Annotated in this window: 30 protein-coding genes; 10 read left to right on the forward strand and 20 right to left on the reverse strand. The window is 72.2% G+C overall.

Annotation, left to right across the window (positions count from 1 at the left end):
• The first annotated feature begins 29 nt into the window (after positions 1–29).
• Together BLW14_RS14335 and BLW14_RS14340 are read left to right on the forward strand one after the other, a co-directional pair.
• On the forward strand, positions 30–1,109 hold the full coding sequence (locus BLW14_RS14335) for a C40 family peptidase (protein WP_093707697.1): 1,080 nt from the start codon (positions 30–32) through the stop codon (positions 1,107–1,109).
• Between the two features lie 394 nt (positions 1,110–1,503).
• A complete protein-coding gene (locus BLW14_RS14340; RefSeq protein WP_093707698.1) occupies positions 1,504–2,847 on the forward strand; it encodes a PP2C family protein-serine/threonine phosphatase in 1,344 nt (447 codons plus the stop codon).
• On the opposite strand, the gene BLW14_RS14345 is transcribed toward BLW14_RS14340, so the two are convergent.
• The 3 genes from BLW14_RS14345 to BLW14_RS14355 form a co-directional block, all read right to left on the reverse strand.
• The gene (locus tag BLW14_RS14345) at positions 2,829–3,164 is read right to left on the reverse strand and encodes a DUF2516 family protein (protein ID WP_026242615.1); all 336 of its coding nucleotides are present in this window, start codon (positions 3,162–3,164) and stop codon (positions 2,829–2,831) included. The two genes, BLW14_RS14340 and BLW14_RS14345, sit on opposite strands and share 19 nt — an antisense overlap.
• Before the next feature lie 113 nt (positions 3,165–3,277).
• Positions 3,278–3,922, reverse strand: a complete 645-nt coding sequence (locus BLW14_RS14350) for a hypothetical protein (protein ID WP_093707699.1) — start codon at positions 3,920–3,922, stop codon at positions 3,278–3,280.
• A gap of 50 nt (positions 3,923–3,972) precedes the next feature.
• Positions 3,973–4,404: a helix-turn-helix domain-containing protein gene (locus tag BLW14_RS14355; protein ID WP_093707700.1), complete on the reverse strand. Its 432-nt coding sequence runs from the start codon at positions 4,402–4,404 to the stop codon at positions 3,973–3,975.
• Positions 4,405–4,522: 118 nt separating this feature from the next.
• Between BLW14_RS14355 and BLW14_RS14360 the strand changes: the two genes are divergently transcribed.
• The gene (locus BLW14_RS14360; protein ID WP_093707701.1) at positions 4,523–4,843 is read left to right on the forward strand and encodes a hypothetical protein; all 321 of its coding nucleotides are present in this window, start codon (positions 4,523–4,525) and stop codon (positions 4,841–4,843) included.
• Between the two features lie 30 nt (positions 4,844–4,873).
• Here BLW14_RS14360 and BLW14_RS14365 read toward each other — a convergent pair whose 3' ends face one another.
• From BLW14_RS14365 to BLW14_RS14380, 4 genes are all read right to left on the reverse strand, one after another.
• Positions 4,874–5,530, reverse strand: coding sequence for a TetR family transcriptional regulator (locus BLW14_RS14365; RefSeq protein WP_177153974.1), 657 nt, complete (start codon positions 5,528–5,530; stop codon positions 4,874–4,876).
• A 66-nt stretch (positions 5,531–5,596) separates the two neighbouring features.
• Entirely contained in the window at positions 5,597–6,850 is a 1,254-nt protein-coding gene (locus tag BLW14_RS14370) for a GNAT family N-acetyltransferase (RefSeq protein WP_093707703.1), read from the reverse strand.
• A gap of 73 nt (positions 6,851–6,923) precedes the next feature.
• A complete protein-coding gene (locus BLW14_RS14375; RefSeq protein WP_093707704.1) occupies positions 6,924–7,910 on the reverse strand; it encodes an asparaginase in 987 nt (328 codons plus the stop codon).
• A gap of 46 nt (positions 7,911–7,956) precedes the next feature.
• On the reverse strand, positions 7,957–8,580 hold the full coding sequence (locus BLW14_RS14380; protein WP_177153975.1) for an RsiG family protein: 624 nt from the start codon (positions 8,578–8,580) through the stop codon (positions 7,957–7,959).
• Between the two features lie 117 nt (positions 8,581–8,697).
• Here BLW14_RS14380 and dtd point away from each other — a divergent pair, with 117 nt between their 5' ends.
• Positions 8,698–9,147, forward strand: a complete 450-nt coding sequence (dtd, locus tag BLW14_RS14385) for a D-aminoacyl-tRNA deacylase (RefSeq protein ID WP_093707706.1) — start codon at positions 8,698–8,700, stop codon at positions 9,145–9,147.
• An 84-nt stretch (positions 9,148–9,231) separates the two neighbouring features.
• On the opposite strand, the gene BLW14_RS14390 is transcribed toward dtd, so the two are convergent.
• Genes BLW14_RS14390 through BLW14_RS14400 form a run of 3 tightly spaced genes read right to left on the reverse strand, consistent with a single transcriptional unit; the run spans position 9,232 to position 11,336 of the window.
• Positions 9,232–10,197 carry a CAF17-like 4Fe-4S cluster assembly/insertion protein YgfZ gene (locus BLW14_RS14390; protein ID WP_093707707.1) on the reverse strand — a complete coding sequence of 322 codons (966 nt, stop codon included), beginning with the start codon at positions 10,195–10,197 and terminating at the stop codon, positions 9,232–9,234.
• Positions 10,198–10,242: 45 nt separating this feature from the next.
• Entirely contained in the window at positions 10,243–10,713 is a 471-nt protein-coding gene (locus tag BLW14_RS14395; RefSeq protein ID WP_093707708.1) for a Fur family transcriptional regulator, read from the reverse strand.
• Between the two features lie 50 nt (positions 10,714–10,763).
• Entirely contained in the window at positions 10,764–11,336 is a 573-nt protein-coding gene (locus BLW14_RS14400; protein WP_093707709.1) for a heme-binding beta-barrel domain-containing protein, read from the reverse strand.
• Positions 11,337–11,634: 298 nt separating this feature from the next.
• On the opposite strand from BLW14_RS14400, the gene BLW14_RS14410 reads away from it, so the two are divergent.
• The gene (locus BLW14_RS14410; RefSeq protein ID WP_093707710.1) at positions 11,635–11,997 is read left to right on the forward strand and encodes a DsrE family protein; all 363 of its coding nucleotides are present in this window, start codon (positions 11,635–11,637) and stop codon (positions 11,995–11,997) included.
• Positions 11,998–12,006: 9 nt separating this feature from the next.
• On the opposite strand, the gene BLW14_RS14415 is transcribed toward BLW14_RS14410, so the two are convergent.
• From BLW14_RS14415 to BLW14_RS14445, 8 genes are all read right to left on the reverse strand, one after another.
• On the reverse strand, positions 12,007–12,324 hold the full coding sequence (locus BLW14_RS14415; RefSeq protein WP_093707711.1) for a DUF3099 domain-containing protein: 318 nt from the start codon (positions 12,322–12,324) through the stop codon (positions 12,007–12,009).
• A 174-nt stretch (positions 12,325–12,498) separates the two neighbouring features.
• Positions 12,499–12,786 carry a DUF1416 domain-containing protein gene (locus BLW14_RS14420; RefSeq protein WP_018519671.1) on the reverse strand — a complete coding sequence of 96 codons (288 nt, stop codon included), beginning with the start codon at positions 12,784–12,786 and terminating at the stop codon, positions 12,499–12,501.
• Positions 12,787–12,836: 50 nt separating this feature from the next.
• Positions 12,837–13,682 carry a sulfurtransferase gene (locus BLW14_RS14425; RefSeq protein WP_093707712.1) on the reverse strand — a complete coding sequence of 282 codons (846 nt, stop codon included), beginning with the start codon at positions 13,680–13,682 and terminating at the stop codon, positions 12,837–12,839.
• A gap of 160 nt (positions 13,683–13,842) precedes the next feature.
• Positions 13,843–13,950, reverse strand: a complete 108-nt coding sequence (locus BLW14_RS35735) for a putative leader peptide (RefSeq protein WP_353961620.1) — start codon at positions 13,948–13,950, stop codon at positions 13,843–13,845.
• Between the two features lie 207 nt (positions 13,951–14,157).
• Complete coding sequence (locus tag BLW14_RS14430) at positions 14,158–14,847, reverse strand: LmeA family phospholipid-binding protein (protein WP_093707713.1); 690 nt, start codon at positions 14,845–14,847, stop codon at positions 14,158–14,160.
• Positions 14,848–15,014: 167 nt separating this feature from the next.
• Positions 15,015–16,319, reverse strand: coding sequence for a hypothetical protein (locus BLW14_RS14435; RefSeq protein ID WP_093707714.1), 1,305 nt, complete (start codon positions 16,317–16,319; stop codon positions 15,015–15,017).
• A gap of 10 nt (positions 16,320–16,329) precedes the next feature.
• Positions 16,330–16,584 (reverse strand): MoaD/ThiS family protein, encoded by a 255-nt coding sequence (locus tag BLW14_RS14440; RefSeq protein ID WP_018101657.1) that lies wholly within the window; start codon positions 16,582–16,584, stop codon positions 16,330–16,332.
• A 65-nt stretch (positions 16,585–16,649) separates the two neighbouring features.
• Positions 16,650–17,534, reverse strand: a complete 885-nt coding sequence (locus BLW14_RS14445; RefSeq protein ID WP_371128070.1) for an alpha/beta hydrolase — start codon at positions 17,532–17,534, stop codon at positions 16,650–16,652.
• Positions 17,535–17,777: 243 nt separating this feature from the next.
• On the opposite strand from BLW14_RS14445, the gene BLW14_RS14450 reads away from it, so the two are divergent.
• From BLW14_RS14450 to BLW14_RS14470, 5 genes are all read left to right on the forward strand, one after another.
• Positions 17,778–18,563, forward strand: coding sequence for a response regulator transcription factor (locus tag BLW14_RS14450; protein ID WP_093707716.1), 786 nt, complete (start codon positions 17,778–17,780; stop codon positions 18,561–18,563).
• Between the two features lie 24 nt (positions 18,564–18,587).
• Complete coding sequence (locus tag BLW14_RS14455; RefSeq protein ID WP_026242617.1) at positions 18,588–19,634, forward strand: LacI family DNA-binding transcriptional regulator; 1,047 nt, start codon at positions 18,588–18,590, stop codon at positions 19,632–19,634.
• Between the two features lie 101 nt (positions 19,635–19,735).
• Positions 19,736–20,875, forward strand: a complete 1,140-nt coding sequence (locus tag BLW14_RS14460) for a S1C family serine protease (protein WP_093707717.1) — start codon at positions 19,736–19,738, stop codon at positions 20,873–20,875.
• Positions 20,876–20,947: 72 nt separating this feature from the next.
• Complete coding sequence (locus BLW14_RS14465) at positions 20,948–21,676, forward strand: response regulator transcription factor (RefSeq protein ID WP_093707718.1); 729 nt, start codon at positions 20,948–20,950, stop codon at positions 21,674–21,676.
• Entirely contained in the window at positions 21,673–23,079 is a 1,407-nt protein-coding gene (locus tag BLW14_RS14470; RefSeq protein ID WP_093707719.1) for a HAMP domain-containing sensor histidine kinase, read from the forward strand. Before BLW14_RS14465 ends, BLW14_RS14470 begins: the two co-directional genes overlap by 4 nt.
• Before the next feature lie 298 nt (positions 23,080–23,377).
• Here BLW14_RS14470 and BLW14_RS14480 read toward each other — a convergent pair whose 3' ends face one another.
• Both BLW14_RS14480 and BLW14_RS14485 read right to left on the reverse strand, forming a co-directional pair.
• The gene (locus tag BLW14_RS14480; RefSeq protein ID WP_093707720.1) at positions 23,378–24,280 is read right to left on the reverse strand and encodes a phosphatidylinositol-specific phospholipase C; all 903 of its coding nucleotides are present in this window, start codon (positions 24,278–24,280) and stop codon (positions 23,378–23,380) included.
• Between the two features lie 173 nt (positions 24,281–24,453).
• Entirely contained in the window at positions 24,454–26,319 is a 1,866-nt protein-coding gene (locus BLW14_RS14485; protein WP_093707721.1) for a bifunctional metallophosphatase/5'-nucleotidase, read from the reverse strand.
• Positions 26,320–26,558 lie beyond the last annotated feature (239 nt).

Raw genomic sequence — 26,558 nt, forward strand, 5'->3', positions numbered from 1 at the left:
CAGTTGGGAACTGCTCGGAGGGGGAGCTCGTGTACCGACGTCACTGTGGAGCCGCCGCGATCACTCTGGTCTGCGCGCTGGCGGTCCTCGCCTCGCCCGCCCAGGCGTTCGCCGCCCCGGCACCGCCCGGAGCGGACGGACCCGACGCCGCCGTCACGGCCACGGGATCCGGCGGGAAGACCCTCGAAGAGGTGCGGGCCGAGATCGACGAGCTGTACCTCAAGGCGGGCGCCGCCACGGACGCGTACAACCTCGCCGAGGAGAAGGCGAAGAAGCAGTCGGGCGAGCTCGTCGAGCTGACGCAGGCCATAGCCGAGGGCCAGGCGAAGATCGCCGACCTCAAGAGCCGGGCGGGCGCCCAGGCCCGCGAGCAGTACCGCAACGCCGGACTGCCGCCCGGCGCACAGCTCATGCTCAGCGGCGACCCGCAGCTCTTCCTCGACGGGATCAGCCGCGCCCGCCAGGGCCAGCAGGCCACCAAGGGACTCCTGGGACAACTGACCAGGTCGCAGGAGGACTTGGAGACCTACACCAAGGACGCCAACACCAACTGGGCCAAGCTCGAGGCGAACCGGGTCAAGCAGGCCAAGGCGAAGAAGAAGATCAACGCGCAGATAGCGGCGGCGAAGAAGCTGGAGTCGCGGCTGGAGAAGGAGGAGCGCGCCCGGCTCCTCAAGATGGAGCAGGAGGAGGCGAACCGGGCCCAGACCACCTGGCTCGGCTCCGGAGCGCTGAAGGAGATCAACCGCGAGGCGAGCCCGCTCGGCAAGAAGGCAGTGGCCTTCGCGACCGCGCAGATCGGCAAGCCGTACGTGTGGGGCGCGGAGGGCCCCAAGTCGTACGACTGCTCCGGGCTCACGTCCCAGGCATGGGCGGCGGCGGGCCGCCCGATCCCGCGCACCTCGCAGGAACAGTGGCGCCTGCTCCCCCACATCGAGATCAAGGACATGCGCCCCGGCGACCTGATCATCTACCACGCGGACGCCACGCACGTCGGCATGTACGTGGGCGACGGCCGGATCGTCCACGCCCCGCGCCCCGGCCGCGACGTCACTCTGGCGGGCGCCGGCTCGATGCAGATACTCGGCGTGGTCCGGCCCGACGCGTAGTCCTCGGACGGACGGCGAGCCGTGGCGGTGCGCCGCGGGCGCGGGTGCGCCGGGGGCTGGTGCGCCGGGCGGCGGCGCCCCCCGGCGGACCGGGTCGTGCCCCGGCGGACCGGCCGGGGCCCAAGCGGACTGCGGCGGCGCCCCCAACCCCGCGTGAGGCGGGCCACTTCGCGCGTCACGGGCCGCGTGACCTTTGTCATGTCGGTGCGGCCCCCGTATCGCGGCGCAGCGTGCCTGATCCGTGGTGGGACGCGGCTTATGGCGGTGCGTATGCCGGACGGCGCCCGCGGGTCGGCATTCCGTTCGTGCGGGCCGTAACGCTATGGTCCCCGTCTGGCGGAACGTCGTTCGTCGTTCCGCCGCGCCCTCGGGGGAGGGAAGGAAACCCGAACCGATGCCCGTACCCGTACCGCAGCAGTGTTCCGCGCCCGCCGAGGAGACCAGCTCCGGCACCGGCCTCACGCTCCTGGTGATCGAGGACGACCCCGCGGGCACCTTCACCGCTCCGGAGCTCTCCGTCGCGGCCGGTGCCCGGGTCCGTATCCGTGCCGCCCGCAACCTCACCGAGGCCGGCCGGCTCCTCACCGACGACGTGGACTGCATCCTGCTGGACCTGGCCCTGCCGGCCGGCACGGAGACGCGCGGCGACCGGGACGGCGAGGAGGACGGGCTCGCCACGCTCAAGCACGTGCTGCGGATCGCGCCCCGGCACGCCGTGCTCGCCCTCACCGCGGAGGACGACGCCGAGCTGGCCGCCGAGGCGGTCCGGGTGGGCGCGCAGGACTACCTGTTCCGGGGCGAGCTGGACAGCAGGCTGCTCAGCCGGGCCATCCGCTACGCCGTGGAGCGCAAACGCGCCGACGTGGCGCAGCACCAGCTCACCGAGTCCCGGCTGCGCGCCCAGGAGAACGCCCGGCTGGAACGCGGGCTGCTCCCCACCCCGCTGCTCGACGGCTCCGACCTGCGCTTCGCGGCGCGTTACCGCCCGGGCCGCAGCCGCGCGCTGCTCGGCGGGGACTTCTACGACACGGTCCGCACCCCGGACGGCACGGTCCACGCGATGATCGGCGACGTCTGCGGGCACGGCCCGGACGAGGCGGCGCTCGGCGTGGAACTGCGCATAGCCTGGCGGGCGTTGACGCTGGCGGGGCTGTGCGGCGACGAGTTGCTGTCCACGCTCCAGCAGGTCCTGGAGCACGAGCGGGAGAGCGAGGAGATCTTCGCGACGCTCTGCACCGTGGACATCGCCCCGGACGGCCGCCGCGCGGGCCTGTGCCTGGCAGGTCACCCCGCACCGCTGATCACCCGTCGGGGACGGCCCGCGCAGCTGCTCCCGTACGAGGACGGCGGACCGGCCCTGGGCCTGCTCCCACGTGCGCGGTGGCCGCGCCGGCAGGTGGAGCTGGGCGGTTCCTGGAGCCTCATGATGTACACGGACGGCCTGATCGAGGGCCGCGTCGGCGACGGTACGCAGCGGCTGGGCCAGGACGGCATGGTCGCGATGGTCAACCGGCAGCTGGCCGACGGGCTGACCGGCGAGGACCTGCTGGAGGCCGCGGTCACCCAGGTGCGGGAGCTGAACGGCGGCGAGCTGACCGACGACGTCGCGGTCCTCCTGCTCGACCGCGACGAGGAGACCGCCCGCCCCCGGACCGCGGGCGGCGGACGGACGTTGAACATCCCGCGCCCGCGCCCCGGCCTGGCCGCACCTGCGGGGGTTCAGCGCCCGCCGTTGTAGGGGCCGTACGGACCGTCGCTGCTGGAGCCGCCGCGCCGGCGGCCACCGCCGGAGACGGCCTTGAGGGCCGGCCGCACGTCCACGAAGAAGACGATGCTGGCGATCAGCCCGGCGAGCTGGAGGAAGAGGAAGGGCACCCAGAGGTTCACCGCCACCGCGACGCCGAGGATGATCAGCCAGAACGACTTCTTCTGCTTGTCCGCGGCGCGGTAGGCGTCCTCCCGGGCCATCAGGGCCATGACCAGCGCGACCACGGCGAGGACGAGCATGGCCGTGTAGATCAGCCCGAGGAACGAGTTGAAGCCTTCGAGCAACATGATGTGCACCGCCTAGTCAGTGGATAGCGCCTCGCGGCCAAGGTACCGGGACAACGACCGGACCATCCGAAATGTGCCCACCCGCCGTCCCGGCACACCTGCCGGACACACGGCTACTTGGCGGAGGGCGGCGTGGCCTTCTTCGCGGCGGGCTTGCGCGCGGGCGCCTTCTTCGCGGCGGCGGGCTTCGGCTTCGCCGCGGCGGGCTTGGCGGTGGCGGCGGGCTTCGCGGCGGGAGCGGGCTTCGCGGCCGGGGCGGGCTTCGCGGCGGTGGCCGGCTCGGTCGCGGCCGGCTCCGACTCCTTGCGCGGCTCGACGACGACGGCGATCTCCACGATCTCGTCGGCCGTCTCGCCCCGCCACGTCCGCACGGTGCGCTCGCCGCGCTCGGCGACCTTCTCGTACGTCTCCCGGGCCCGTACCGCGTACTCGGCGGCCACGCCCACGCCGCGCAGCGCCAGGTCCTGGGCGTTCTCGCCGAGCTTCTTCAGGTCGGTGTCGAAGGCGCCGATCACCTCGGTGACCTTGGCCTGAAGGGTGGCCTGCGCCTCCCGGGCCTGCTCGGCGACCTTCTCCTGGACCGCCTTGGGGTCGGTGTTGCGCACGGCCTCGATGCGGTCGGGCGCCTCGGCCCGCAGCTGTTCGAGCAGCGCCGGGACCTTACGGGCCTGGCGGACGGCCAGGTCGGCGGTGCCGGCGGCGAAGTAGAGGGGGGTCGGGTCGGTGAGGGTCTTGCGCAGGTCATCGGTGATGGCCATGACTGTGGTCCTCCCGGATCATCAGGCTCGGTGTGAGGGTGGTGGAGCTCTCAAGCTGTATCGGCAGCACTGCCGTCCGCATTGAAGGGAGCGTCCTCGCCGGACGTGTCCCCGTCGCCTGCCCCGGGCTCGTCGTCCAACCCGTTCTCCTTGCGGAAGGAGGCGTAGATCTGGAGCAGCACGCTTTTCTGGCGCTCGTTGATCGACGGATCGGCGAGGATCACCGCCCGCGTCTCCAGCTCGTCCGGCTGCCGCTCGTCCAGGATCCCGGCCCGTACGTACAGGGTCTCGGCGGAGATGCGCAGCGCCTTCGCGACCTGCTGCAGCACATCGGCGCTGGGCTTGCGCAGCCCGCGCTCGATCTGGCTGAGGTACGGGTTGGACACCCCGGCGGCCTCGGCGAGCTGCCGCAGCGAGAGCTGCGCCGTGCGGCGCTGCTCGCGCAGGTACTCGCCGAGATTGCCGACGTTGAGTGAGGCCATGACTCGATGCTGCACCCACTTGCTAACTTTTGCAAGCAGCCGCTTGCAAAAGTGTCCCCCGCCACTCGGTGTCTCCAGGGCGACGACGCCCGGTGCCCCGGACCGTAGGCTCGGCGGCATGGACCAGTTGCTACCGCTCCTCGTCTGCGCCGGCGCCCTCGCGGCGGTCATGGGCTTCCTCGGCTGGGTGGCCGTACGGGCCCGGCGGCGCGGGGTCGCCGGGGCGGCGCTGCAGGCAGCGATGGCCTCGTACGACGAGGCGTTCCGGGTGACGTCCCACGAGTCGTACTACGAGATCCGGGCACAGGCCGACCGGCAGGCACCGATGGCCGCGCCGGACGACCCGTGGCGCTCCCCGTACGATCTGCCCCGGGCGTCGCGCGTCCAGGGCCCGCGGGGTGCCGGCAGGACGTTCCGGCGGTGGTGGCGCAGGGGCTGACCCGCGCACCCGGCCCCGGCCGCGCACGCCTTAGAGCGGGCCCTCCAGTCCCGACCTCAGCTGCGCGAACCCGCTCTCCGCCGCCTCCACCGCCTCCGCGTACAGCTCGTCCGCCGTCGCGCCGCTGTTGATGCGGTGCCAGTTCTCCGAGGCCAGGAGGCGCTGGACCACGATGATCTGGCCCGCCGCCAGGCGGGCTCGGAGGCTGCCGCCGAGGGCGCGGGCGAGGGCGTCCTCGGAGCGTCTCAGGTAGGCGTGGAGGCGGGCCACCAGGGCCGGGGTGCCGTAGAGGAGCGCGTGGTACGCCAGCACCTCCGGCGCGTCGCACAGGCCGGTGATCGGGTCGCGGCGCTCCAGGCCGTCCAGGAAATGGGCCCGGAGCGCGGCCAGCGGGGTCGTGCCGGACGGGCGGGCGGCGACCACCCGCGCGGCCTCGTCCTCGTGGTCGGCGAACCGGTGCAGGGCCAGGTCCTCCTTGGCCGGGAAGTACCGGAAGAGCGTCGGCTTGGAGATGTCGGCCGCCGCCGCGACCTCCGCCACCGACACCTTGTCGAACCCGCGCCGGAGGAACAGGGCGATCGCCGCGTCCGAGACCGCCTGGTAGGTCAGCTGCTTCTTGCGCTCCCGCAGGCTCATCGGCGCATGCCCGTCCGCCGACCCGTCCGACCTGGCCTTCTCTGCGCTCATGACTCCGAAGCGTACGCCCTTGACCTCAAGCGGAGTTGAGCCCTCCGCCCGCCCGGCCCCCGCACGTCAGAAGACGTCCGGGCACCAGGCCCGCCGCGCCGCCCGGAACACCGCGTCCGCCGTCGCCGCCGCGCCCTGGGTCAGCTCCTCCACCCGGCCGAGCGCCGCCAGCCGCAGGACCGATTCGTCACCGAGCCAGAGCGTCCCCAGCTCCCTTACGTCCAGGGCCAGGTCCGCCGAGCGGGTGGTCGAGGCGCAGGTGGCACCGTCCGGCGAGGCGTCCAGATGGAAGCGGCCGGTCGCGAGGCCCGCGTCGTCCCGGATCTCCAGCACCAGGGAACCGGGCACCGCGTAGGTGCGGGTCTCCAGCGCGCGTACGACGTCGAGGACGCGCACCCACAGGAAGTCCGCCTGGGTCACCACGCGCGCGGCACGCGGGTCCGGCAGCAGCAGTGGGAGCAGGTCGTCGGCGGGCCGGTTGCCGGTGCGGATCGTCGAGATCCAGTCCACCGAGCCTAGGAAGTGCCACAGCGACCGCTCGGCCGCCGGAGTCACCGCGACCATGTCGCGCACCTGCGCACCGTTCAACGGCTGCTTGGCGTCGCTCCAGTTCTCGTCGGCACGGTAGACCAGCATCCCGTCGACCGTGCCGTCGTCGCCCCGGTACACGGCGTAGAAGGGTTCGGTCCAGTGGTCCCGGGCGAAGACCCCCTCCCCCGTGACCTTGTCCCACCAGCGGGCGTCACGGCTCACCGCACCGTGCTGCCGGGCCCGCAGCCGGTCGTGCAGGGCGGGGCCCAGCTTCCGCGCCTCCGCGCCGTCCACCAGGTCGATCCGGCCGCCGTCGCCGTCCGCCGGGACCCGGCGGTGCGGGTCGAGGCCCGTGCGGTGGACGTCGATCTCCCAATGCGTGGTCCAGGCCGCCGGGCCGAACCCGTACCGCCCGTAGATCGGGTACTCCGCGGCGATCAGCGTCGCCGCCACGTCACCGCGCTCCTTCGCCTCGGCCAGATCCACCGCCATCAGCCGCGAGAGCAGGCCCCGGCGGCGGTGGGTCGGCGAGACGGTGACGTTGGTGACGGCGTCGGTCGGCACGGTGGCACCGCCGACCACCGTCAGCTCCTGGGCGAACGAGCGGAACGTCGCCACGCACCGCCCGGCGTCGAACGCCCCCCGCGTGCGCGCGAGATCCATGTACGGCAGGCGCCCGGTCACCTCCTCCTCGGGCGGCGTGGGCTGCCTCAGGAAGCCGGTGTTCAGGGCGCGCAGCCAGTCGGCGAACTCGGACGGGGTGACAGGGCGGATATCAAGGGCGTTCATGCGCCCCACGCTAGGCAGCGCGATGCGCGATGTCGCCCGGTTTTGGCGCCCGTACGCGGGGAAGGGACGCGTCTCAGAAGACCGCCCGGATCTCCCCCACCTCCGCCGCCCCGCCCAGCAGCGGGGCCCGGCCGATCCGCCCGACCACCGGGGCGTCGATCCCCAGCAGCCCCAGCGCGCGGGCCAGCACCGGGCCCAGCGCCCGGGTCGAACCGTCGTCGATCTTGAAGGCCAGCGCCCGGCCGTCCGCCAGGGCCACCGCCTGCACGGCCTCCGCGCCCATCTTGGACAGGGTCCCGGGCACCTCGCGCATCAGCCAGGTGTCGGGGCGCCGCGTGCCCGCCACGTACTCCGGGTGCGCGCGCATCGCGTCCGCCACCCGGCGCTCCGCCGTACCCGGCTCGGCCGTGACGAAACCGCGGAACGCCCGCGCGAGGCCCACCAGCGAAATCGCCATCAGGGGCGCCCCGCACCCGTCCGTGCCGACGGCGGCGACCTCTTCGCCGGCGGCCTCCTCGACGACCTGGTGCACCAACTGCTGGAGGGGGTGCGCCGGTTCCAGGTAGCCCGCCCGGTCCCAGCCGTTGAGCGCGCAGGCGGCGAGCATCGCCGCGTGCTTGCCGGAGCAGTTCATCGTGATCCGCTCGCGGACGTGGCCGACGGCCAGGTACGACTCGGCCTCGACCTGGTCCAGCGGCAGGTCCGGAGGGGTCCGGAGGTCCTCGGGCGACAGTCCGTGCTCGGCGAGCATCTTGCGTACGAGATCGAGGTGGAAGCCCTCGCCGGAGTGGCTCGCGGCGGCCAGCGCCAGCCGCTCCCCGGACAGGTCGAGCCCGGCCCGCAGCACCGCCGCGGCCTGCATCGGCTTGTTGGAGGAGCGCGGGAAGACCGGTGCCGCCGGGTCGCCCAGGGCCAGTTCCACGCTGCCGTCGGCGGCCAGCACGACCAGCGAGCCCCGGTGGTGGCCCTCGGTGAAGCCGGACCGCACGACCTCGGCCAGCACGGGCAGGCCGGGGGCCGGGTCGGATATGGCGGGGGTGCGGGCTGCGCTGGAGGTCATGGTGGCCTTCCGGGGACGGACGGGACCCGCCCCCGGAGGGATCGCCTCAGGCGAGCAGGTCGTCTACTTGTGCTTCCCCGTCACGGTACCTGCGGGCGATCTCCGCGCCGCACCCGTCCGCAGTGCGCTGGAGCCGGCGCCGGCGCCGGGAGACCTGCTGCTCGTAGCGGACCAGGCGCCCCATCGCGGTGTGCAGCTCTTCGTCCGTCCGGGCGTCCAGGTCGGACAGCTCGATCTCGGCGAGCGAATCGGCCGCGAGCCTGCGGTACTCGTCGCTGCGCGGCGTGGACAGCGTCACGTGCCGGGAGGAGCGCTGCGGGGACGGGGCGTCGGCGAGGATCTCCGACAGCCGGTCCACCACCGGCGACTCCGGGTCCCGGCGCCGGGCCAGCTCCGCCCGCAGGATGTCGATCCGCCCCTGGACGAGCCGCCGCACATAGCTCAGGTCGGCCTCGTCGCGCTGCGCGTCGCGGCGCAGGGCGCGCAGCTCCGGCAGGTTCAGGGTGCCGAGATCGGGCCGGGCTCCGTCGCCGGTGTCGTCGCCCTGCCCGGTCCTCTGTACGGGCGGGCGCATGGTGCTGATACTCGTACCGGTACCGCTGCTGCCGCTGATGCCGGGGCGCGCGACCGGCACTGCGCCCGGGGACTGCCCGGTTCCATGGGTGCTCATGCTTGTGTCCATCCCCTCGACCGGTGCGTCGGCGCACCGCCTCCCGAGCATGGTGCCACCCCGAGGGCCTCTGTGAGGTTGCTCTGTACCCGTTCGGCCCAAGATAGGTTGGTCTGTATGCGTGCAGTGGTACAGAGGGTGGATGGTGCGAGCGTCACGGTGGCGGACGCCGCGGACGGCGGCGGGGGTTCCCGTGTCGTCGGGGAAATAGTCGGCGAGGGCCTGTGTGTGCTGGTGGGGGTGACCCACGAGGACACCCCGGAGAAGGCGGCGCAGCTCGCCCGCAAGCTCTGGTCGGTCCGCATCCTGGAGGGCGAGAAGTCCTGCTCCGACGTGAATGCGCCGCTTCTGGTGATTTCGCAGTTCACCCTCTACGGGGACGCCCGCAAGGGCCGCCGCCCCACCTGGAACGCCGCCGCGCCCGGTGACGTCGCCGAGCCGCTGGTCGACGAGGTGGTGGCGCGGCTGCGGGCGCTCGGGGCGACGGTGGAGACGGGCCGGTTCGGGGCGGACATGCGCGTCTCGCTCACCAACCACGGCCCGTTCACCGTCATCGTCGAGGTCTGAGCCCTCGTACGTCTGAGCCCTCGTACGTCTGAGTCCTCGTACGTCCGAGCCCTCGTACGTCTGAGCCTTCGTACCCGGGGGTGCTTACGGCTCGACGACCGTCTCCTGGGCGGCCGCCGTGTCCCCGGCGAGCAGCTCCGCGTCGACCGCCACGTTCCGCTTCACCAGGGCCAGGGCGATCGGGCCCAGCTCGTGGTGGCGGGCGGACGTGGTGACGAAGCCCAGCTGGCGGCCCTCGGGCCCGTCCGACGCGAGCCGGACCGGGGTGCCGGGGCCCGGCAGGTGGACCTCGCTGCCGTCCAGGTGCAGGAAGACCAGGCGGCGGGGCGGCTTGCCCAGGTTGTGCACCCGGGCGACGGTCTCCTGACCCCGGTAGCACCCCTTCTGGAGGTGCACCGCGACGCCGATCAGGCCCAGCTCGTGCGGGATGGTGCGGTGGTCGGTCTCGAAGCCGAGCCGCGGCCGGTGGCCCTCCACGCGCAGCGCCTCGTGGGCCAGCACCCCGGCGAGCGGTCCGTGCGCCGCCGCGTACGTCTCCAGGTCGGCACGCGGCAGGAACAGGTCGCGGCCGTGCGGCGTCTCGCGTACGACGACGCCCTCCGGGACCTCGGCGATCGAGCCGGCCGGGAGGTACACCACAGCGAAGTCCTCGGTGCGGTCGGCGACCTCGACCCGGTAGAAGAACTTCATCGACTCCAGATAGGCGATGAGCTCGCTCTGCGTACCCGGTTCGACGTGCATCCACACCGTCTCGCCGTCGTCGACGAGATAGAGGGCGTGCTCGATGTGCCCGTTCGCGCTGAGGATCAGGGCCTCGGTGGCCCGGCCCGGGGCGAGTTCGGTGACGTGCTGGGTGATCAGGAGGTGCAGCCAGGCCAGCCGGTCGCTCCCGGTGACGGCGACGACGCCGCGGTGCGAGAGGTCGACCAGTCCCGAACCGTCGGCGAGGGCGCGCTGCTCGCGGAACAGGTCGCCGTAGTGCGCGGCGACACCTTCGTCGCGGCCCTCGGCGGGGACGGCGCCGGGCTGGGACAGCAGGGGGCTCTTCATGCGACCAGCGTACGACTGGTTGTCGGGCCCCGGCCGCCGGTGCTCTCAGTCCCCGGCCGCCGGTGCCGGACCTGCGGCGTCCGTACCCTTCTCCGCCGCCTTCGCCGTGCAGTCGGCGCAGCGGCCGAAGATCGCGAAGTGCTTCATGTCCGTCTCGAAGCCGAACGCGCCGCGCAGCTTCTCGGTGAACTCCTGGACGACGCTCACATCCGCCTCGATCACGTCCGCGCAGTCACGGCAGACGAGGTGGATGTGGTGGTGGCGGTCTGCCAGGTGGTACGTCGGGGCGCCGTGGCCCAGATGGGCGTGGCTGACGAGCTCCAGCTCCTCCAGGAGCTCCAGCGTCCGGTAGACCGTCGAGATGTTCACGCCCGACGCGGTCCGGCGCACCTCGGAGAGGATGTCGTCGGGCGTCGCGTGTTCGAGCGTGTCGACGGCTTCCAGGACGAGCTGGCGCTGCGGCGTCAGCCGGTAGCCGCGCTGCCGGAGATCGGTCTTCCAGTCGGTGCTCACCACAGCCCCCAGTGTAGATCCGCGCCCGGCGCCCTCTCCGGGGAAAGCGACGGCTACTTGAAGAACGCGATCCCGTCGTCCGGCAGGTCACCGAGGCTCTTGGCCATCGCCTCGACCTCCTCGGGCGTGACGGTCTTCTTCAGGTGCGCCGACATGTACGGACGCAGCTCGACCTCGGGCGTCGCCTTCTCGCCGACCCACATCAGGTCGCTGTTCACGTACCCGTAGAGCCGCTTGCCACCGCTGTACGGGCCGGAGGCCGCGGTACGGGCGACGGCGTCGGTGACCAGGTCGATCTGCGGCTTCTTGTCGGCCAGCTCGCCGTACCAGATCTCGATGACGCCCTGGTCGCGGGCCATGACGACCTCGACCTTGCGGTCCTTGTCGATGCGCCAGTAGCCGGTCTCGGTCTCCAGCGGGCGGACCTTGTTGCCCTCGGAGTCGAGGACCCAGGAGTGCGAGGTGTACTCCAGGAAGTCGCGGCCGTCGTGGCTGAACGTGACCTCCTGGCCGAAGTTGCACTTCTCGGCGCCCGGGAAGTCGGAGACGCCCGCGCCCGCCCAGTTGCCCAGGAGGAAGGCCAGCGGGACGAGGTCCGGGTGGAGGTCGGACGGAATCTCGATCATGAGCGGCTCAGACGATCTGTGAGGCGGGAGGCGGGGACGCCGGGAACAAGGAGGGGGTCAGCGCTGACCCTGGTACAGCTTCTTCACGGTCACGCCGGCGAAGGCGAGCACGCCGACGCAGACCAGGACCAGCAGGGCGGAGAAGAATGCCTCAAGCACGGGGGGCTCCTCGAACGAGCGGTATGGCGGCATACAGGGCCGGCCCCCAGCCTAATGGGTGGGGTCCGGCCCTGCCGTTCCGGGGCGTGCCGCCGCGCATCGGGGCGGGCCCGTGCGGGCGGCGATTACAGTTCCGTATATGCCGAAGAAGCTCGTGATCAAGGTGACCGCAGGTGCCGATTCCGCCGAGCGCTGCTCGCAGGCGTTCACCGTGGCGGCGGTGGCCGTCGCCAGCGGGGTGGAGGTTTCGCTCTGGCTGACCGGGGAATCCGCGTGGTTCGCCCTGCCGGGGCGCGCCGCCGAGTTCGAGCTTCCGCACGCGGCACCGCTGCCCGATCTGATCGAGTCCGTCCAGGCGGGCGGCCGGATCACGCTGTGCACGCAGTGCGCGGCCCGTCGCGACATCACCGAGCAGGACGTCCTGGAGGGCGTCCGGATCGCCGGGGCGCAGGTCTTCGTCAGCGAGATCATGGCCGACGGCGTGCAGGCGCTCGTCTACTGAGAGCCGTCCTCAGCGCCGCTTCCTGCCGTCCAGCTCGTCCCACCACGCGTCGGACTCGGGGTCGCCGGTGGCACCGCCGCCCCTGCCGGTCCGCCGCGTGTCACCGGGCGGGGGCTCCTGCCGTCCGCCGGGCTCGTCCCACCAGCGGTCCTCCGGTCCCTTGCGGTTGCCCACCATGGCCGCGACGGGCGGGATCACCATCGCGACCACACACATCGCGATGGCGGCGGGCATCGACCAGAGCCTCACGAAGGCCCAGGCCGATACGAAGAGGACGAGGCATACGCCCATCAGTACGAAGTAGGCGCGCCGGCGTCGGCGGTACATGAGTCCAGCGTAGGCCCGATCGGGCCGCTCGCACGTCCTGGAAAACGGACACTTCGTCCGGGCGGCGCCGGGACCCTCCGGGCAGCGCGAAGGGCCGTACCCGTGCCAGGCAAGCGTCCAAACCCCCTGGGGTACGGCCCTTCGGCCGGTCGTCGGCTGTCACCGACGGCGGTGCTAGACGGCGATGGCCACCTCGGCCAGGCCGCCGGTCTGCGCGACGACCGTGCGGTCGGCGCTGCCGCCGGGGACGAGCGCGCGGACGGTCCAGGTGCCCTCGGCCGCGTAGAAGCGGAACTGGCCGGTCGCCGAGGTCGGCACCTCGGCGGTGAACTCGCCGGTCGAGTCCAGCAGGCGGACGTAGCCGGTGACGGGCTCGCCGTCGCGGGTCACGCTGCCCTGGATGGTGGTCTCACCGGGCTTGATCGTCGAAGCGTCGGGGCCGCCGGCCTTTGCTCCACACATGGTGTTCAGTCCTTCTGGTCGGGTGGTCGTGCTGGTGCGGGACGTGCGGGTTACTTGTTGGCGCCGAGCTCGATCGGGACGCCGACGAGGGAGCCGTACTCGGTCCACGAACCGTCGTAGTTCTTGACGTTCTCCTGGCCGAGGAGCTGGTGCAGCACGAACCAGGTGAGCGCGGAGCGCTCGCCGATGCGGCAGTAGGCGATGGTGTCCTTCGACAGGTCGACCTGCTCGGCCTCGTAGAGCGCCTTGAGCTCTTCGTCGGACTTGAAGGTGCCGTCGTCGTTGGCGTTCTTCGACCACGGGATGTTGCGGGCGCTCGGCACGTGGCCGGGGCGCTGCGACTGCTCCTGCGGGAGGTGGGCCGGGGCGAGCAGCTTGCCGCTGAACTCGTCGGGCGACCGCACGTCGACCAGGTTCTGGGTGCCGATGGCCTTCACGACGTCGTCGCGGTAGGCGCGGATCGACTCGTCCTGCGGCTGGGCCCGGTACTGCGTGGCCGGGCGGGACGGGATCTGGTCGCCGTCGACGAGGTCGCGGGAGTCGAGCTCCCACTTCTTGCGGCCGCCGTCGAGCAGGCGGACGTCCTGGTGGCCGTAGAGCTTGAAGTACCAGAAGGCGTAGGACGCGAACCAGTTGTTGTTGCCGCCGTAGAGGACGACCGTGGTGTCGTTGCCGATGCCCTTCGCGGACAGCAGCGCCTCGAACCCGGCCTGGTCGATGAAGTCGCGGCGGACCGGGTCCTGGAGGTCCTTGGTCCAGTCGATCCGGATCGCGTTCTTGATGTGGTTCTTCTCGTACGCGGAGGTGTCCTCGTCGACCTCGACGATGGCGACCTGCGGGTCGTCGATGTGGGCCTCGACCCAGTCGGCGTCTACCAGGACGTCACTGCGGCTCATTGTGTTTCTCCTCCGGGGCAGTCTGCGGCGAGATGGTGCACGGATCGTGCGTGATGCGGATGTGCGGGACGCGGGCCGGGCCCACGAGCACGGGCGACATGCGGGATGGCCCCGACGTGCGGTCGAAGGGCCTGGGAATGCGGGAAACCGGACGTCCCGCTCAGACAGTGCGACAGAGCATGGCGGCGACGCGGCACAGGTCCACTGCCCGCCGCTTCGTGAGATCCGCCTGGCCACCCTGGGGGAGGCCGCTAATAGAGCACTGCATGGGTCCGATCGTAGGGACGTACGGGCGGACATGTCACCGTTGTGTCGCATCCTGAGACAGCATCGTCCGCATTGCGGAACGAGCGCCGCTGCGGAAAGGGTCCTCCGCAGTCGCGCGAGGCGTCGCGGCCGTCGGCCATCTGCGGACCGGACTCGCCCGTCTCACTATGTGGCGGGGCCACCGATCCCTACCCGTTCGCGGGGCCGGTCATCCCGACAGGCGCACGTCCGTGCCGGTCACCGAGATCTCCAGGCCGTCGGCGGTCGGCTGGATCTTCTCCAGCTTCAGGCCGTTCGGCAGCCCGCCGACCTCGCGCTCGAAGTCGGTCTTCTGGCGGACCAGCTTCTCCAGGCCGGGAATGCCCTCGCCCGGCACCTTGTCCGCGTGGACGCGGACGGTGTGGCCGTCGGCCAGGGTGACGGTGGACAGCACGCTGCGCGTGATCGGCTGCCCCAGGATGTCGACCGTTCCGGTCACCTTCACCTTGCCCTTGCCGCCGTACTCGACCGCGACCCCGTCGCTGGCGGCCTCAGTGAGGTCGTCGTACGAGATGACGGCCGTCCCGGTGGCGCGGGTCGCGGTGGCGCCGGAGAAGCCGTCGGTGAGGTGCACGTCGCGCAGTTCGGCGTCCATGGTGGAGATCCGCAGCGAGCGGCCGGCGGCGTGGGTCTCGATGCCGTCCATGCTGACGTCCACCTCGTCGAGCGACGATCCGGCGACCTGGGTGAGGAACGGGAAGCCCTTGATGGAGACGTCGGTGGAGCCGATCTGCGCCCCCGGGACCTTCACCCGGTCCTCGACCTGCGACTCGGCGACGTACACCGCCACCCGGTCCACGGCGATGAACACCGCCACCAGGACCACCAGGACGACGGCCGATATTCGCAGTGCACGCATGCCTGTCCTTCCCCCACCCTGCCGTCCGTACGGACCCCGGGGCCGCGGGCCACCTGACGGCCGCACGGCACTTTCCCCGGGTGATCGACGCGCGGAAGCCCCCCAACGGTTCCCCGTGGAGGGCTTCGCCATGCGCGTCGAGCGGTACGAATCCGGGCGGTACGGGACTACGTCAGCACGCGCCCCAGCAGATAGACGGCCGGCGCGGCCGCGGTCAGCGGAAGGGCCACACCCGCCGTCATGTGGACGAAGCGTGACGGGTAGTCATAGCTCGCCACCCGCAGCCCGATCAGCGCGCAGACCCCGGCGGCGAGGCCCAGCAGCGCTCCCTTCGCGCCCAGGTCGCCGGCGGCCCCCGCCAGCGCCCCAGCCCCCGCCGCGACGGCCAGGGCCGCCACGACGGAGACCGGCCCGGGCAGCGGCAGCGCCCGTACGAGCACGGCACCGGCCACGGCGACCGCGCCCACCGTCACCGCGTCCGGGACGGCCGCGAGGTGCCCGGCCGCCAGCACCGCGAGCGCGGCCGAGGCGACGGTGGCCAACAGGCCCTGCATCCGCTCGTCGGCCCCGGCCCGGCTGCGCAGCTGGAGGACCACCGTCAGCAGCACCCAGACGCCGAGCGTGCCGATGATCGCGGCCGGACCGTGCTCCCGGCCCGCCGCGAGGAGCGCCACATCGGCGACCAGGCCGCCGGCGAAGGCCAGCGCGATGCCCTGCCGGGCCGGCCACATGCCGTTGAGCCGGAACCAGCCCGCCGCCGTCACCGCCTGGAGCAGCACCAGCGGCACGGCCAGCGCGTACGAACCGATCGCCGCGCCGAGCGCGAGCAGCAGCCCGAGCACCGCGGTGATCGCGGCCGGCTGGATTCCCGGCGCGATGACCGGGGAACGCCCCTCTGCCCGGGCGCGCTGCGCGTCGGTGATCCGGGCGTTGCCGAGCGTGGTGGGCGCGCTGTAGCCGTCGGCATCAGTGCCGGCCGGGGCGACGGGCGCCGGAGCGGGGGCGGGCGCGGGTTCCGCGTGGACCTCGGGCGGCAGCGGGTACGAGCCGGTGCCGGGCGCGGGGGTGTGCTGCGGCGCGGGGGTGTGCTGCGGCGCGGGGGTGTGCTGCGGCGCGGGGGCGGCGTGGTGGTCCCCCTGCGGCGCGGGCCCGTCCGTGCGCCGGACCGTCGGCTGGTACTGGGTGTCCCAGGTCTGGCCCTGCCAGACCTGGGCGGCGCCCTGTTCCGGCTGCCCGGCAGAGGTGTCCGTGTACCCCTGCCCGCCGTACGCGGGACCGCCGTAGGACGGGTCGCCGTACGCCTGCTGCTGCGGGTACGCGTCCTGCTGCGGGTGGCCGTACTGCTGCGGCGCCTGCCCGTACTGCTGGGGGTCCTGCCCCTGCGGGTACTGCTGCTGCGGGTCCTGTCCGTACCCGTACTGCGGCTGCTGCTCGGGACCCGGGTAGTACGGATGCTGCTGATCGTTGCTCATGTGCTGCGGTTCACCCTCCTGCGAACGGCGGGAGCACCTCGACCGTGCCGCCCTCGGCAAGGCGTACGGTCTCATGGCTCCGGGTCCCGACGGGGTCGCCGTCGATGAGGAACGAGCACCTTCGCAGGACGCTGCTCAGCTCGCCGGGGTGCCGCTCGCGCACCGCGTCGAGCGCCTCCTTGAGGGTCGCGGCGGCGTACGGCTCCTCCGCGGTCCCGGCCGCGGCCTTGGCGGCTGCCCAGTAGCGGATCGTTCCCGCAGGCATGGCGGCGCTCCTTTCGTTCCGTCCGGTCGGTGCCCGTTCGGGTGACACCGGCTGCCCATCATGGTTCACCGTCGCGCCGCCCAGTCGGCGATGCGGGTGAGCAAGGTCTCGTCGGCCGCGTTCTCCGCGTGCCCCATTCCGCGCTCCAGCCACAGCTCCGCCGCATCGCCCGCGGCGGCGGCCAGCATGCGGGGGTGGTCGAGCGGGAAGTACGGGTCCCGGTCGCCGTGCACGATCAGCAGGGGCACCGGGGCGATCAGGGCGGCGGCCGCGACCGGGGAGAGCGGGACCGGGTCCCACGCCTCGCGGTGGATGCGGGTGCGGAAGCCGTAGCGCCCGACCAGCCGGCCCGTGGGGCGGGTCACCATCCAGTGCAGGCGGCGCATCGGAGCCGTACCCCGGTAGTACCAGCGCGCCGGGGCGCTCACGGACACCACCACGTCCGCGTGTGCATCCGTACGCGCCCCTGTGCGCCCCCCGCGCTCCGCAATGCACCCGTCGCCGCCACCGTCCCCGGCGTCCGCCGCCTGCTTCCCGTACAGCGCGCCGTGCCGCAGCACCACCGAGCCGCCCATCGAGAAGCCGACCGTCACCACCCGCCGGTGTCCGAGCGAGCGCGCCCATGCGACCGCCGCCGCCAGGTCCAGCACCTCGCGGTCGCCGACCGTGGACAGCCCGCCGGACCTGCCGTGACCACGGAAGGAGAAGGTCACCACCGCCGCGTACCGGGAGAACGTCTCCACCGCCCGCCGCACCGCCGGGCGGTCCACCGAACCGGTGAATCCGTGCGCGACGACGATCACCGTGCCGGTCGCGTCATCCGCCGTACACGGGTCGTACACCGCCTCGATCCGGGTCCCGTCATCCGCCCGCAACACGGCCCGCACCCCACCGTGCGTGACGGAGCGAACAGAGGAATCCGGAATTCTCCCCTCGGACACTGAACTCATGTGGGTTATTCTCCTGTGAAGAGGATCCGGGCAAAGCAGCCCCCGGGTCCTTTTGTGCTTTCCGGACGTTGTTACGGCGACGTTTCGACAAGCTCAGCGGGACACAAACGTACGAAGCAGAGCCGCATACTCCCCCGGGTCCCACCCGGGAGTGCCCCTCTCGCAGGGAACGAGGAGGACCGACGTCATGGGCGAGCCAACCGTGCACGATCACCGACCGACGAACCGGGCAGGTGAGCGGCGATGAGTTCCCTGCTGCTCCTGACCAACGCCCTCCAGCCGTCCACGGAGGTGCTTCCCGCGCTCGGCCTCCTGCTGCACAGCGTGCGCGTCGCGCCCGCCGAGGGCCCCGCGCTCGTCGACACCCCCGGTGCCGACGTCATCCTCGTGGACGGGCGCCGCGACCTGCCCCAGGTCCGCTCCCTGTGCCAGCTGCTGCGGTCCACCGGACCCGGCTGTCCGCTGATCCTCGTCGTCACTGAGGGCGGCCTCGCGGCCGTCACCGCGGACTGGGGCATCGACGACGTACTGCTGGACACGGCCGGCCCCGCCGAAGTCGAGGCGCGGCTGCGTCTGGCGACCGGGCGGCAGCAGATCACCGCCGACGACTCCCCGATGGAGATCCGCAACGGTGATCTCTCCGTCGACGAGGCGACGTACAGCGCGAAACTCAAGGGCCGGGTCCTCGACCTCACCTTCAAGGAATTCGAACTGCTCAAATACCTCGCCCAGCACCCGGGCCGGGTCTTCACCCGCGCCCAGTTGCTCCAGGAGGTCTGGGGCTACGACTACTTCGGCGGTACGCGCACGGTCGACGTGCACGTACGGCGGCTGCGCGCCAAGCTCGGCCCCGAGCACGAGTCGCTGATCGGTACCGTGCGCAACGTGGGTTACCGGTTCGTCGCTCCGGAGAAGGTCGAGCGGGCGGCGGAAGAGGCCAAGGCGGCCGCGCGAGAGGTCACCCGTTCGGAGCAGTCTCGCATCGTGGACGTTCCGGAAGAAGCCCCGGTCCGGCCCGCCAAGAGGTAGTTCCATCCGCGTAGACTGCCGCGCGTGGCCAAGGTGACGCGGGACGATGTGGCGAGACTGGCGGGGACGTCGACCGCAGTGGTCAGTTACGTCATCAACAACGGACCCCGGCCGGTCGCCCCGGCCACGCGCGAGCGGGTGCTCGCCGCGATCAAGGAGCTGGGCTACCGGCCCGACCGGGTCGCCCAGGCCATGGCCTCGCGGCGGACCGATCTCATAGGGATGATCGTGCCCGACGCCCGGCAGCCGTTCTTCGCGGAGATGGCGCACGCGGTCGAACAGGCCGCCGCCGAGCGCGGGAAAATGGTCCTCGTCGGCAACTCCGACTACCGCGACGAGCGCGAGGTCCACTACCTGCGGGCCTTCCTCGGCATGCGGGTCTCCGGCCTGATCCTCGTCAGCCAGGGCCCCAGCGAGCGCGCGGCGGCGGAGATAGAGGCGTGGGACGCCCGGGTGGTGCTGCTGCACGAGCGGCCCGAGGCGATCGACGACGTCGCGGTCGTCACGGACGACATCGGCGGCGCCCAGCTCGCCACCCGACACCTCCTCGAACACGGCAACGCGTACGTGGCCTGCCTCGGCGGTACGGAGGAGACCCCGGCCGTCGGCGACCCGGTCGCGGACCACGTGGAGGGCTGGCGCCGCGCGATGCACGAGTCCGGCCGCTCCACCGAGGGCCGCCTCTTCCAGGCCCCGTACAACCGCTACGACGCCTACCGGGTGGCCCTGGAGCTGCTCTCCGGCCCCGACAGGCCGCCGGCCATCTTCTGCGCCACGGACGACCAGGCCATCGGCGTGCTGCGGGCCGCGCGCGAGCTGCGCATCGACGTACCGGGCGAGCTGGCGGTCGCGGGCTTCGACGACGTCAAGGAGGCCGGGCTGACCGATCCGCCGCTCACCACGGTCTTCTCGGACCGGCCGGCGATGGCCCGGGCGGCGGTGGACCTGGTCCTCGACGACTCGCTGCGGGTCTCGGGGTCGCGGCGGGAGCGGCTGAAGCAGTTCCCGTCGGCGCTGGTGGTCCGCCGCTCGTGCGGCTGCGGTGAGCCCGCGGGGCGCGCGCTTCCGTAAAGGGTCGCCCGGTGGCCCTTTATATCGGGCATACGAGGTTCTGCCGGGCTTCTCAGGGCGCCCTCACGCTCCTCTCATCTTGGCCGGACAGTCTCATAGGCATGACAGAGAGCCAGCGCCCGAGCGGCGAGTACCCGATGTACCCCTCGTACGGCAACGGCGACGCGGCCTACCCGCCGCCGCCGTCATACCAGCCCGTCCAGCCGGTTCCGATGGGCCCCGGGACCACCGTGTGGCCCGCCCCCGCCCCGGCCGACGCGCACTACGGCGGTGCCGGCGACGGCGGCGGTGACGGCCCGTACGGGCACGGCACCGCCGAACCGCCCGCCGCCCGGCGCCGCCTCCGCAAGCCGGTCGCGCTCCTCGCGGCGGTGGCCATCGCGGCGGCGATCGTCGGCGGCGGCACCGCCACGGTGATCGCGAAGCTCACGGACGGCGGCACCGCGACCACCGCCGGGGGCGGCGTCATCCCCGGCACCACCGTCTCGCAGAGCAGCAAAGGCACGGTGGCCGGTGTGGCCGCGGCCCTCGCGCCGACCATCGTGGAGATCGGCGCGACCTCCACGGCCGGGCAGTCGACCGGGTCCGGGGTGGTCATCACGTCGGACGGCGAGATCGTCACCAACAACCACGTCATCGCGGGCGCCTCCCAGATCAAGGTCACCCTGAGCACCGGCAAGACGTACACCGCCGACGTCGTCGGCACCGACGCCGACAAGGACCTCGCGCTGATCAAGCTCCAGGGCGCGAGCGGCCTGAAGACGGCCACCCTGGGCGACTCCTCCAAGGTCGCCGTCGGCGACGAGGTCGTGGCGATCGGCTCGCCCGAGGGCCTGACCGGCACCGTCACCAGCGGCATCGTCTCCGCGCTCGACCGCGACGTCACCGTCGCCAAGGACGGCGACAGCGGCCAGGACCAGAGCCAGGGACAGGACCAGCAGGGTGGCGGCCGCCAGTGGCCCTTCGAGTTCGGCGGCCAGCAGTTCAACGGCAACACCGGCGAGTCCACCACCACGTACAAGGCGCTCCAGACCGACGCCTCCCTCAACCCGGGCAATTCCGGCGGCGCGCTGATCAACATGGACGGCGAGATCATCGGCATCAACTCGGCCATGTACTCGGCGAGCTCGGCGAGCGGTGGGAGCAGCTCCACCGCGGGCAGCGTCGGCCTCGGCTTCGCGATCCCGGTCAACACCCTGAAGGCCGACCTCGACACCCTGCGCGCCGGCAACGGCTCCTGAGGCGTGCGGGGCTGAGAAACTGGGCCCGCCGCGCCCCGGCCCCGTACCGAAAGAGAAGAGGACGAGACAGCGATGAGCCCCGCCGAAGACGATCCCCAGCGCATCCTGATCGTCGACGACGAGCCCGCCGTGCGCGAGGCCCTGCAACGCAGCCTCGCGTTCGAGGGGTACGGCACCGAGGTCGCCGTCGACGGACTCGACGCGCTCGCCAAGGCGGAGTCGTACGCCCCCGACCTCATCGTCCTGGACATCCAGATGCCCCGCATGGACGGCCTGACCGCCGCGCGCCGCATCCGCTCCACGGGCGCCACCACACCCATCCTGATGCTCACGGCCCGGGACACCGTCGGCGACCGCGTCACCGGACTCGACGCGGGCGCCGACGACTACCTGGTCAAGCCCTTCGAACTGGACGAGCTGTTCGCCCGCATCCGCGCGCTGCTGCGCCGCAGCTCGTACGCGGCCGCCGCGGGCCCCGTCCCCGACGACAACGTGCTCTCCTTCGCCGACCTGCGCATGGACCTGGCGACCCGCGAGGTCATGCGCGGCAACCGGCGCGTGGAGCTGACCCGTACCGAGTTCACCCTCCTGGAGATGTTCCTCGCGCACCCGCGCCAGGTCCTGACCCGCGAGCAGATCCTCAAGGCCGTCTGGGGCTTCGACTTCGAGCCGAGCTCCAACTCCCTGGACGTGTACGTGATGTACCTGCGCCGCAAGACGGAGGCCGGCGGCGAACCGCGCCTCGTCCACACGGTGCGCGGCGTGGGGTACGCGCTGCGCGCGGGCGGGGGCGAGGGGTGACGGGCCCGCTGCGCCGGTTCCGCGCGCTGCCCCTGCGCTCCCGGCTGGCCCTGCTGGTCGCCACGGCGGTCGCGGTGGCGGTGGCGGCGGTTGCGGTGGCGTGCTGGTTCGTGACGCGGGAGCAGTTGGAGAAGCAGCAGGACAGGGCGTTGCGCGGCGCCAACGTCGACGCGCGGTATCTGACCAACCTGTACGACTACTGCCGCGGGGCCAGCCAGATCCTGCCCCAGCCCTACACAGGGCTCACCGTCCAGCTCATCGACGACCAGGGCACGATCTGCGTCGCCCCCGGCTCCTCCAAGCTCCCCGTGAGCCAGGCAGACCTCGCCGTGGTCACCCACGACCGCCGGGACGCCCTGCGCACGGTGAAGGATGCGAACGGCGTCGAGATGCGCGTGTACACCGCTCCCGTGAAGGGCCCCATCGACCTCGCCGTCTCCATCGCCCGCCCCATGAGCGAGATCGACAAACCCCTCTCCACCCTCGCCTGGGTCCTCCTCCTCGTCAGCGGCATCGGCGTCGTCGGCGCCGGCGCCGCCGGTCTCTGGGTCGCCCGCTCCGGCCTGCGCCCCGTCGACGAGCTGACCGAGGCCGTCGAGCACGTGGCCCGGACCGAGGACCTGACCGTCCGCATCCCGGTCGAGGGCGAGGACGAGATCGCCCGGCTGTCCCGTTCGTTCAACTCGATGACCGCGTCCCTGGCGACCTCCCGCGACCGGCAGGCGCAGCTCATCGCGGACGCCGGGCACGAGCTGCGCACCCCGCTCACTTCGCTCCGCACCAACGTGGAGCTGCTCGCCCGCAGCGACGAGACGGGCCGGGCGATCCCGCCGGACGACCGCAGGGCGCTGATGTCCTCGGTGAAGGCGCAGATGACGGAGCTGGCCGCGCTCATCGGCGACCTCCAGGAGCTGGCCCGCCCGGACGCCGCCCAGCCGGGCCCGCTCCAGGTGGTGGCCCTGCACGACATCACCCGGGCCGCGCTCCACCGCGCCCGGCTGCGCGGCCCCGAGCTGACGATCACGGAGGACCTGGCCCCCTGGTACGTACGCACCGAACCGGCGGCCCTCGAACGGGCGATCGTCAACGTCCTTGACAACGCGGTGAAGTTCAGCCCGTCCGGCTCCACGATCGACGTGGTGCTGCACCGGGGCCGGCTCACGGTCCGGGACCACGGCCCGGGGATCCCCGCCGACGAACTCCCCCACGTCTTCGAACGCTTCTGGCGCTCCCCGTCCGCCCGCCAGCTCCCCGGCTCGGGCCTCGGCCTGTCGATCGTGGCCCGTACGGTCCAGCAGTCGGGCGGCGACATCACCCTGTCCCCGGCCGAGGGCGGCGGCACGGAGGCGTCGATCACCCTCCCGGGAGCGCCCCAGCCCCCGCCGGGCGCCCCGCAGGAGTAGCCGCATCGGAAAGAGGACGCAGGTGTCCAGGGCCACGCACTGCACATCGTTCCGTATGACTCGGATGCCATGACGGCCCGGCCGCCGCAGCGAACCGCATCCTCGGCCGGTTCGATCAGCTCGTCGAGGCCCCGGCTCCTTCGGGAGCGCCGCTTCTCCTTGTACGCCGGCACGTCGGCCAGCAGCACTCTGCGGTGGCGCCCGGGCGGGAGTACGGCACCTCACCCTCAGGCGGAAAACGGAGGGGCTGCGGGCCGGTCGAACCGGTCCGCAGCCCCTCCCCCCTCGCTGGGCCGGGTCAGGACGCCGGGTTGTGGCGGATCAGGGACTCCACGAGGCCGGAACGGGTAGCGGGGAAGTCCAGCGGCACGATGCCGAGGCCGGTCCAGCCGGCCGTCTCCGCCGAGTCCAGGAACGAGTGGACCTGCGGGTTCAGCCGGTCCGCGTTCCAGCGGGGCGGAAGCAGGGCCGCGGTGCTCACGTAGTTCATGAACAGCTTCCCGGGCCCGGCCGCCGCCCTGCGGAACTGGGCCTCGATCTTGGGGTACTTGGCGAACGGCTCCGCCATGTAGTCGTCCTGGATGTCGAAGAGCGCCGGGTCGGCGTACCGCACCCCGGGCAGCCCGCCGTTGTCGGCGAGCAGCACCACCTTGCCGCGGGCCCCGCCCAGCGTGGGCAGCACGTCGCCGATGTGGAACAGCGGTCGCCAGCCCCTGTTGTCGAGGTAGTCGTCGAAGACCGCCCGGAACGCCGCGTCGCTCTCCTCCGAGTACTCCTGCTTGACCCGCATCAGGACGGTCTCGGTCGGCCGCCCCGCCAGGAAGTCCCAGCAGGCACCGAGGACGTCACCGAACATCAGGTTCTGGTACGAGGCCCCGTGGTGGATCGCGAAGGAGCCACCGGTGATCCGGCACCGTACGTCCAGGAAGCGCACCCCGCTGTTCAGCTGCTCCGCGATCGTGGTGTTCTGGCACTCCGTCCAGGGGCCGCCGTAGCGGGCACCGGAGTCGTGCGAGCCGGGGATCGTGAGGCGCTGGAGCGCGGTGCCGTCCGCGATGCCGCTCATCCAGTTCTGCACGGTGAGCGCCTTCGGCGCCGCCGCGCGGGCCGGTGCGGCGCCGACGAGGGCGGCGGCGGAGACGGCCAGCGCCCCGGTCAGGAAGTGTCTGCGGCTCGCGGTGTACGTACGCGTCTGGCCCATGGGGTTGCCTCCGGCTGAGTGGGGGGTCGGGACCGGCCCGCGCATTATGTCCCGTACACGTCACGTGCGGAACAGGGCCGAGGACGCAGCGCCCGCACGCGGCGCGGAAACGACGGATGCGCGGGCCGGGGCAGCCGCCCCGGCCCGCGCATCCGCGTCCGCTCACATCCTGCTTACTGCACGATCGTGATCCGGTCCGTCGCCGGCGGGGCCAGCGGGGCCGAGGCCGTGGAGTGCGCGGCCAGGTAGGCGTTGAACAGGTCCAGGTCGGAGGCGCCGACGAGCTTGTTGGTGCCCTCGCCGAGCGCCGCGAAGCCGTCGCCGCCGCCCGCCAGGAACTCGTTCATCGCGACGCGGTACGTCTTGCCCGGGTCGATCGCCTCACCGTTCAGCTTGATCGTGTCGGTGACCACGCGAGCCGCGCCGGACTTCGTCATGTCCAGCGTGTAGGTGAGGCCCTTCGAGACCTGGAGGATCTTCGGGCTGGCCTCGTTGGAGCCGCTGACCTGCTGCTGAAGCGCGCTGACGAGCTGCGCGCCGGTCAGGTCGACGACGTTCATCATGTTGGTGAACGGCTGCACGGTGAACGACTCTCCGTACGTGACGACACCGTCGCCCTCACTGCCGGAGGCCTTGTACACCAGGTCCGCGCGGATGCCGCCCGGGTTCATGAAGGCGACGACCGCCCCGCCCTTGTCCGCCGGGGCCAGGCCCTCCAGCTGGGCGTCGGCGATCAGGTCGCCGAGCGGCTTCTCCGGGGCCGTGGAGCCGCGGCCGTTGATGTCCGCCGAGATGTAACCCTGCGGCCGGTTCGAGATCGGCGCCGCGAGCGTGTTCCAGCGGGCGATCAGGTCCGTCATGTCCTTGGCCGGCTTCTGGTCCCGGCTGACGAGGTGGTTCGCGGAGACCGGGTTCTTCGGGGCCGGGCCGTGGTGCTTCGAGCCCTTCTTGCTGCTCCCCTTCACCGCCGTACGCACGATGTCGCCGGTACGGCGGTCGTACGTGAGCGTCGTGTCCGTGTACAGCCGGCCGAACGAGGCGGCCGACGTGACCAGGCGCGGGTTGCCCGCCGGGTCCGGGATGGTGCAGACGTACGCCTGGTGCGTGTGGCCCGTGACCAGCGCGTCCACCTTCGGCGTGATGCCCTTGGCGATGTCCGTGATCGGCCCGGAGATGCCGTCACCGGCGCCCGGGCTGTCGCAGTCGTAGTTGTACGACGCCGAGGCGGGCGCGCCGCCCTCGTGGATGAGCGCGACGATCGACTTCACGCCCTGGCGGTCCAGCTCCTTGGCGTACTTGTTGATCGTCTCGACCTCGTCGTGGAACTTCAGTCCCTTGACGCCGTTGGCCGTCACGATGTTCGGCGTGCCCTCCAGGGTCACCCCGATGAAGCCGATCTTGACGCCGTTCTTCTTCCACACCGTGTACGGCTTGAGGATCGGCTTCCCGGTCTTCTCGCTCGTCACGTTGGCGGCGAGGTACGGGAAGTCGGCGCCCTTGAACTTCTTGCCCTTCTCGTAGCACCCCTCGACCGGGTGGCAGCCGCCGTTCTGGAGGCGGGCCAGCTCGACGGCGCCCTCGTCGAACTCGTGGTTGCCGACGCTCGTCACGTCGAGGTCGATCTTGTTGAGCGCCTCGATGGTCGGCTCGTCGTGGAAGAGCCCCGACAGCAGCGGGCTCGCGCCGACCATGTCGCCGCCGGCCGCGGTGATCGAGTACGGGTGGCCCTCGCGGGCGGTGCGCAGCGAGGAGGCGAGGTACTCGACGCCTCCGGCCGGGATCGCCTTCGTCGTGCCGTCGGCCTGCGTCTCGGTGACCGTACCGGCCGAACCGGCCGGCGGCTCCAGGTTGCCGTGCAGGTCGTTGAAGGACAGCAGCTGTACGTCGACGGTCGAGGCCGGCGTGTGGTGCCCGTGGCCGTGGCCGCGCCCGTGTGCGCCGGCCGGCATGGCGGCGACCAGCGCGCCCATGGTGGCGAGACCGGCTGCGGCGGCGAGCACCCGCCGGGACGCGCGGTTCTTCTGCGGAGTCGCTGACATCGGTCCCCTTGTGAGTTCAGCGGGTGGAAGTTCGAGCCGCAGCCTAGAGTCAACGCGCGTAGCGCGACAGATGTTTGGGGTTACGAACTGGTTGCCGACCGGTCGGAACCGGGATCATTCACCCATCCGCGGGCGGGAGCCCCCGGGCCCGAGCGCCTGTTTTCAGCCGTCCGGCGATGGAGGACGGAACCGTCGCGCCGGACCGGGCAAGAGGCCGGGACCCCCGGGCCACAGGCCCG

This window comes from Streptomyces sp. 2131.1 (assembly GCF_900105515.1).
Lineage (GTDB): Bacteria > Actinomycetota > Actinomycetes > Streptomycetales > Streptomycetaceae > Streptomyces > Streptomyces drozdowiczii.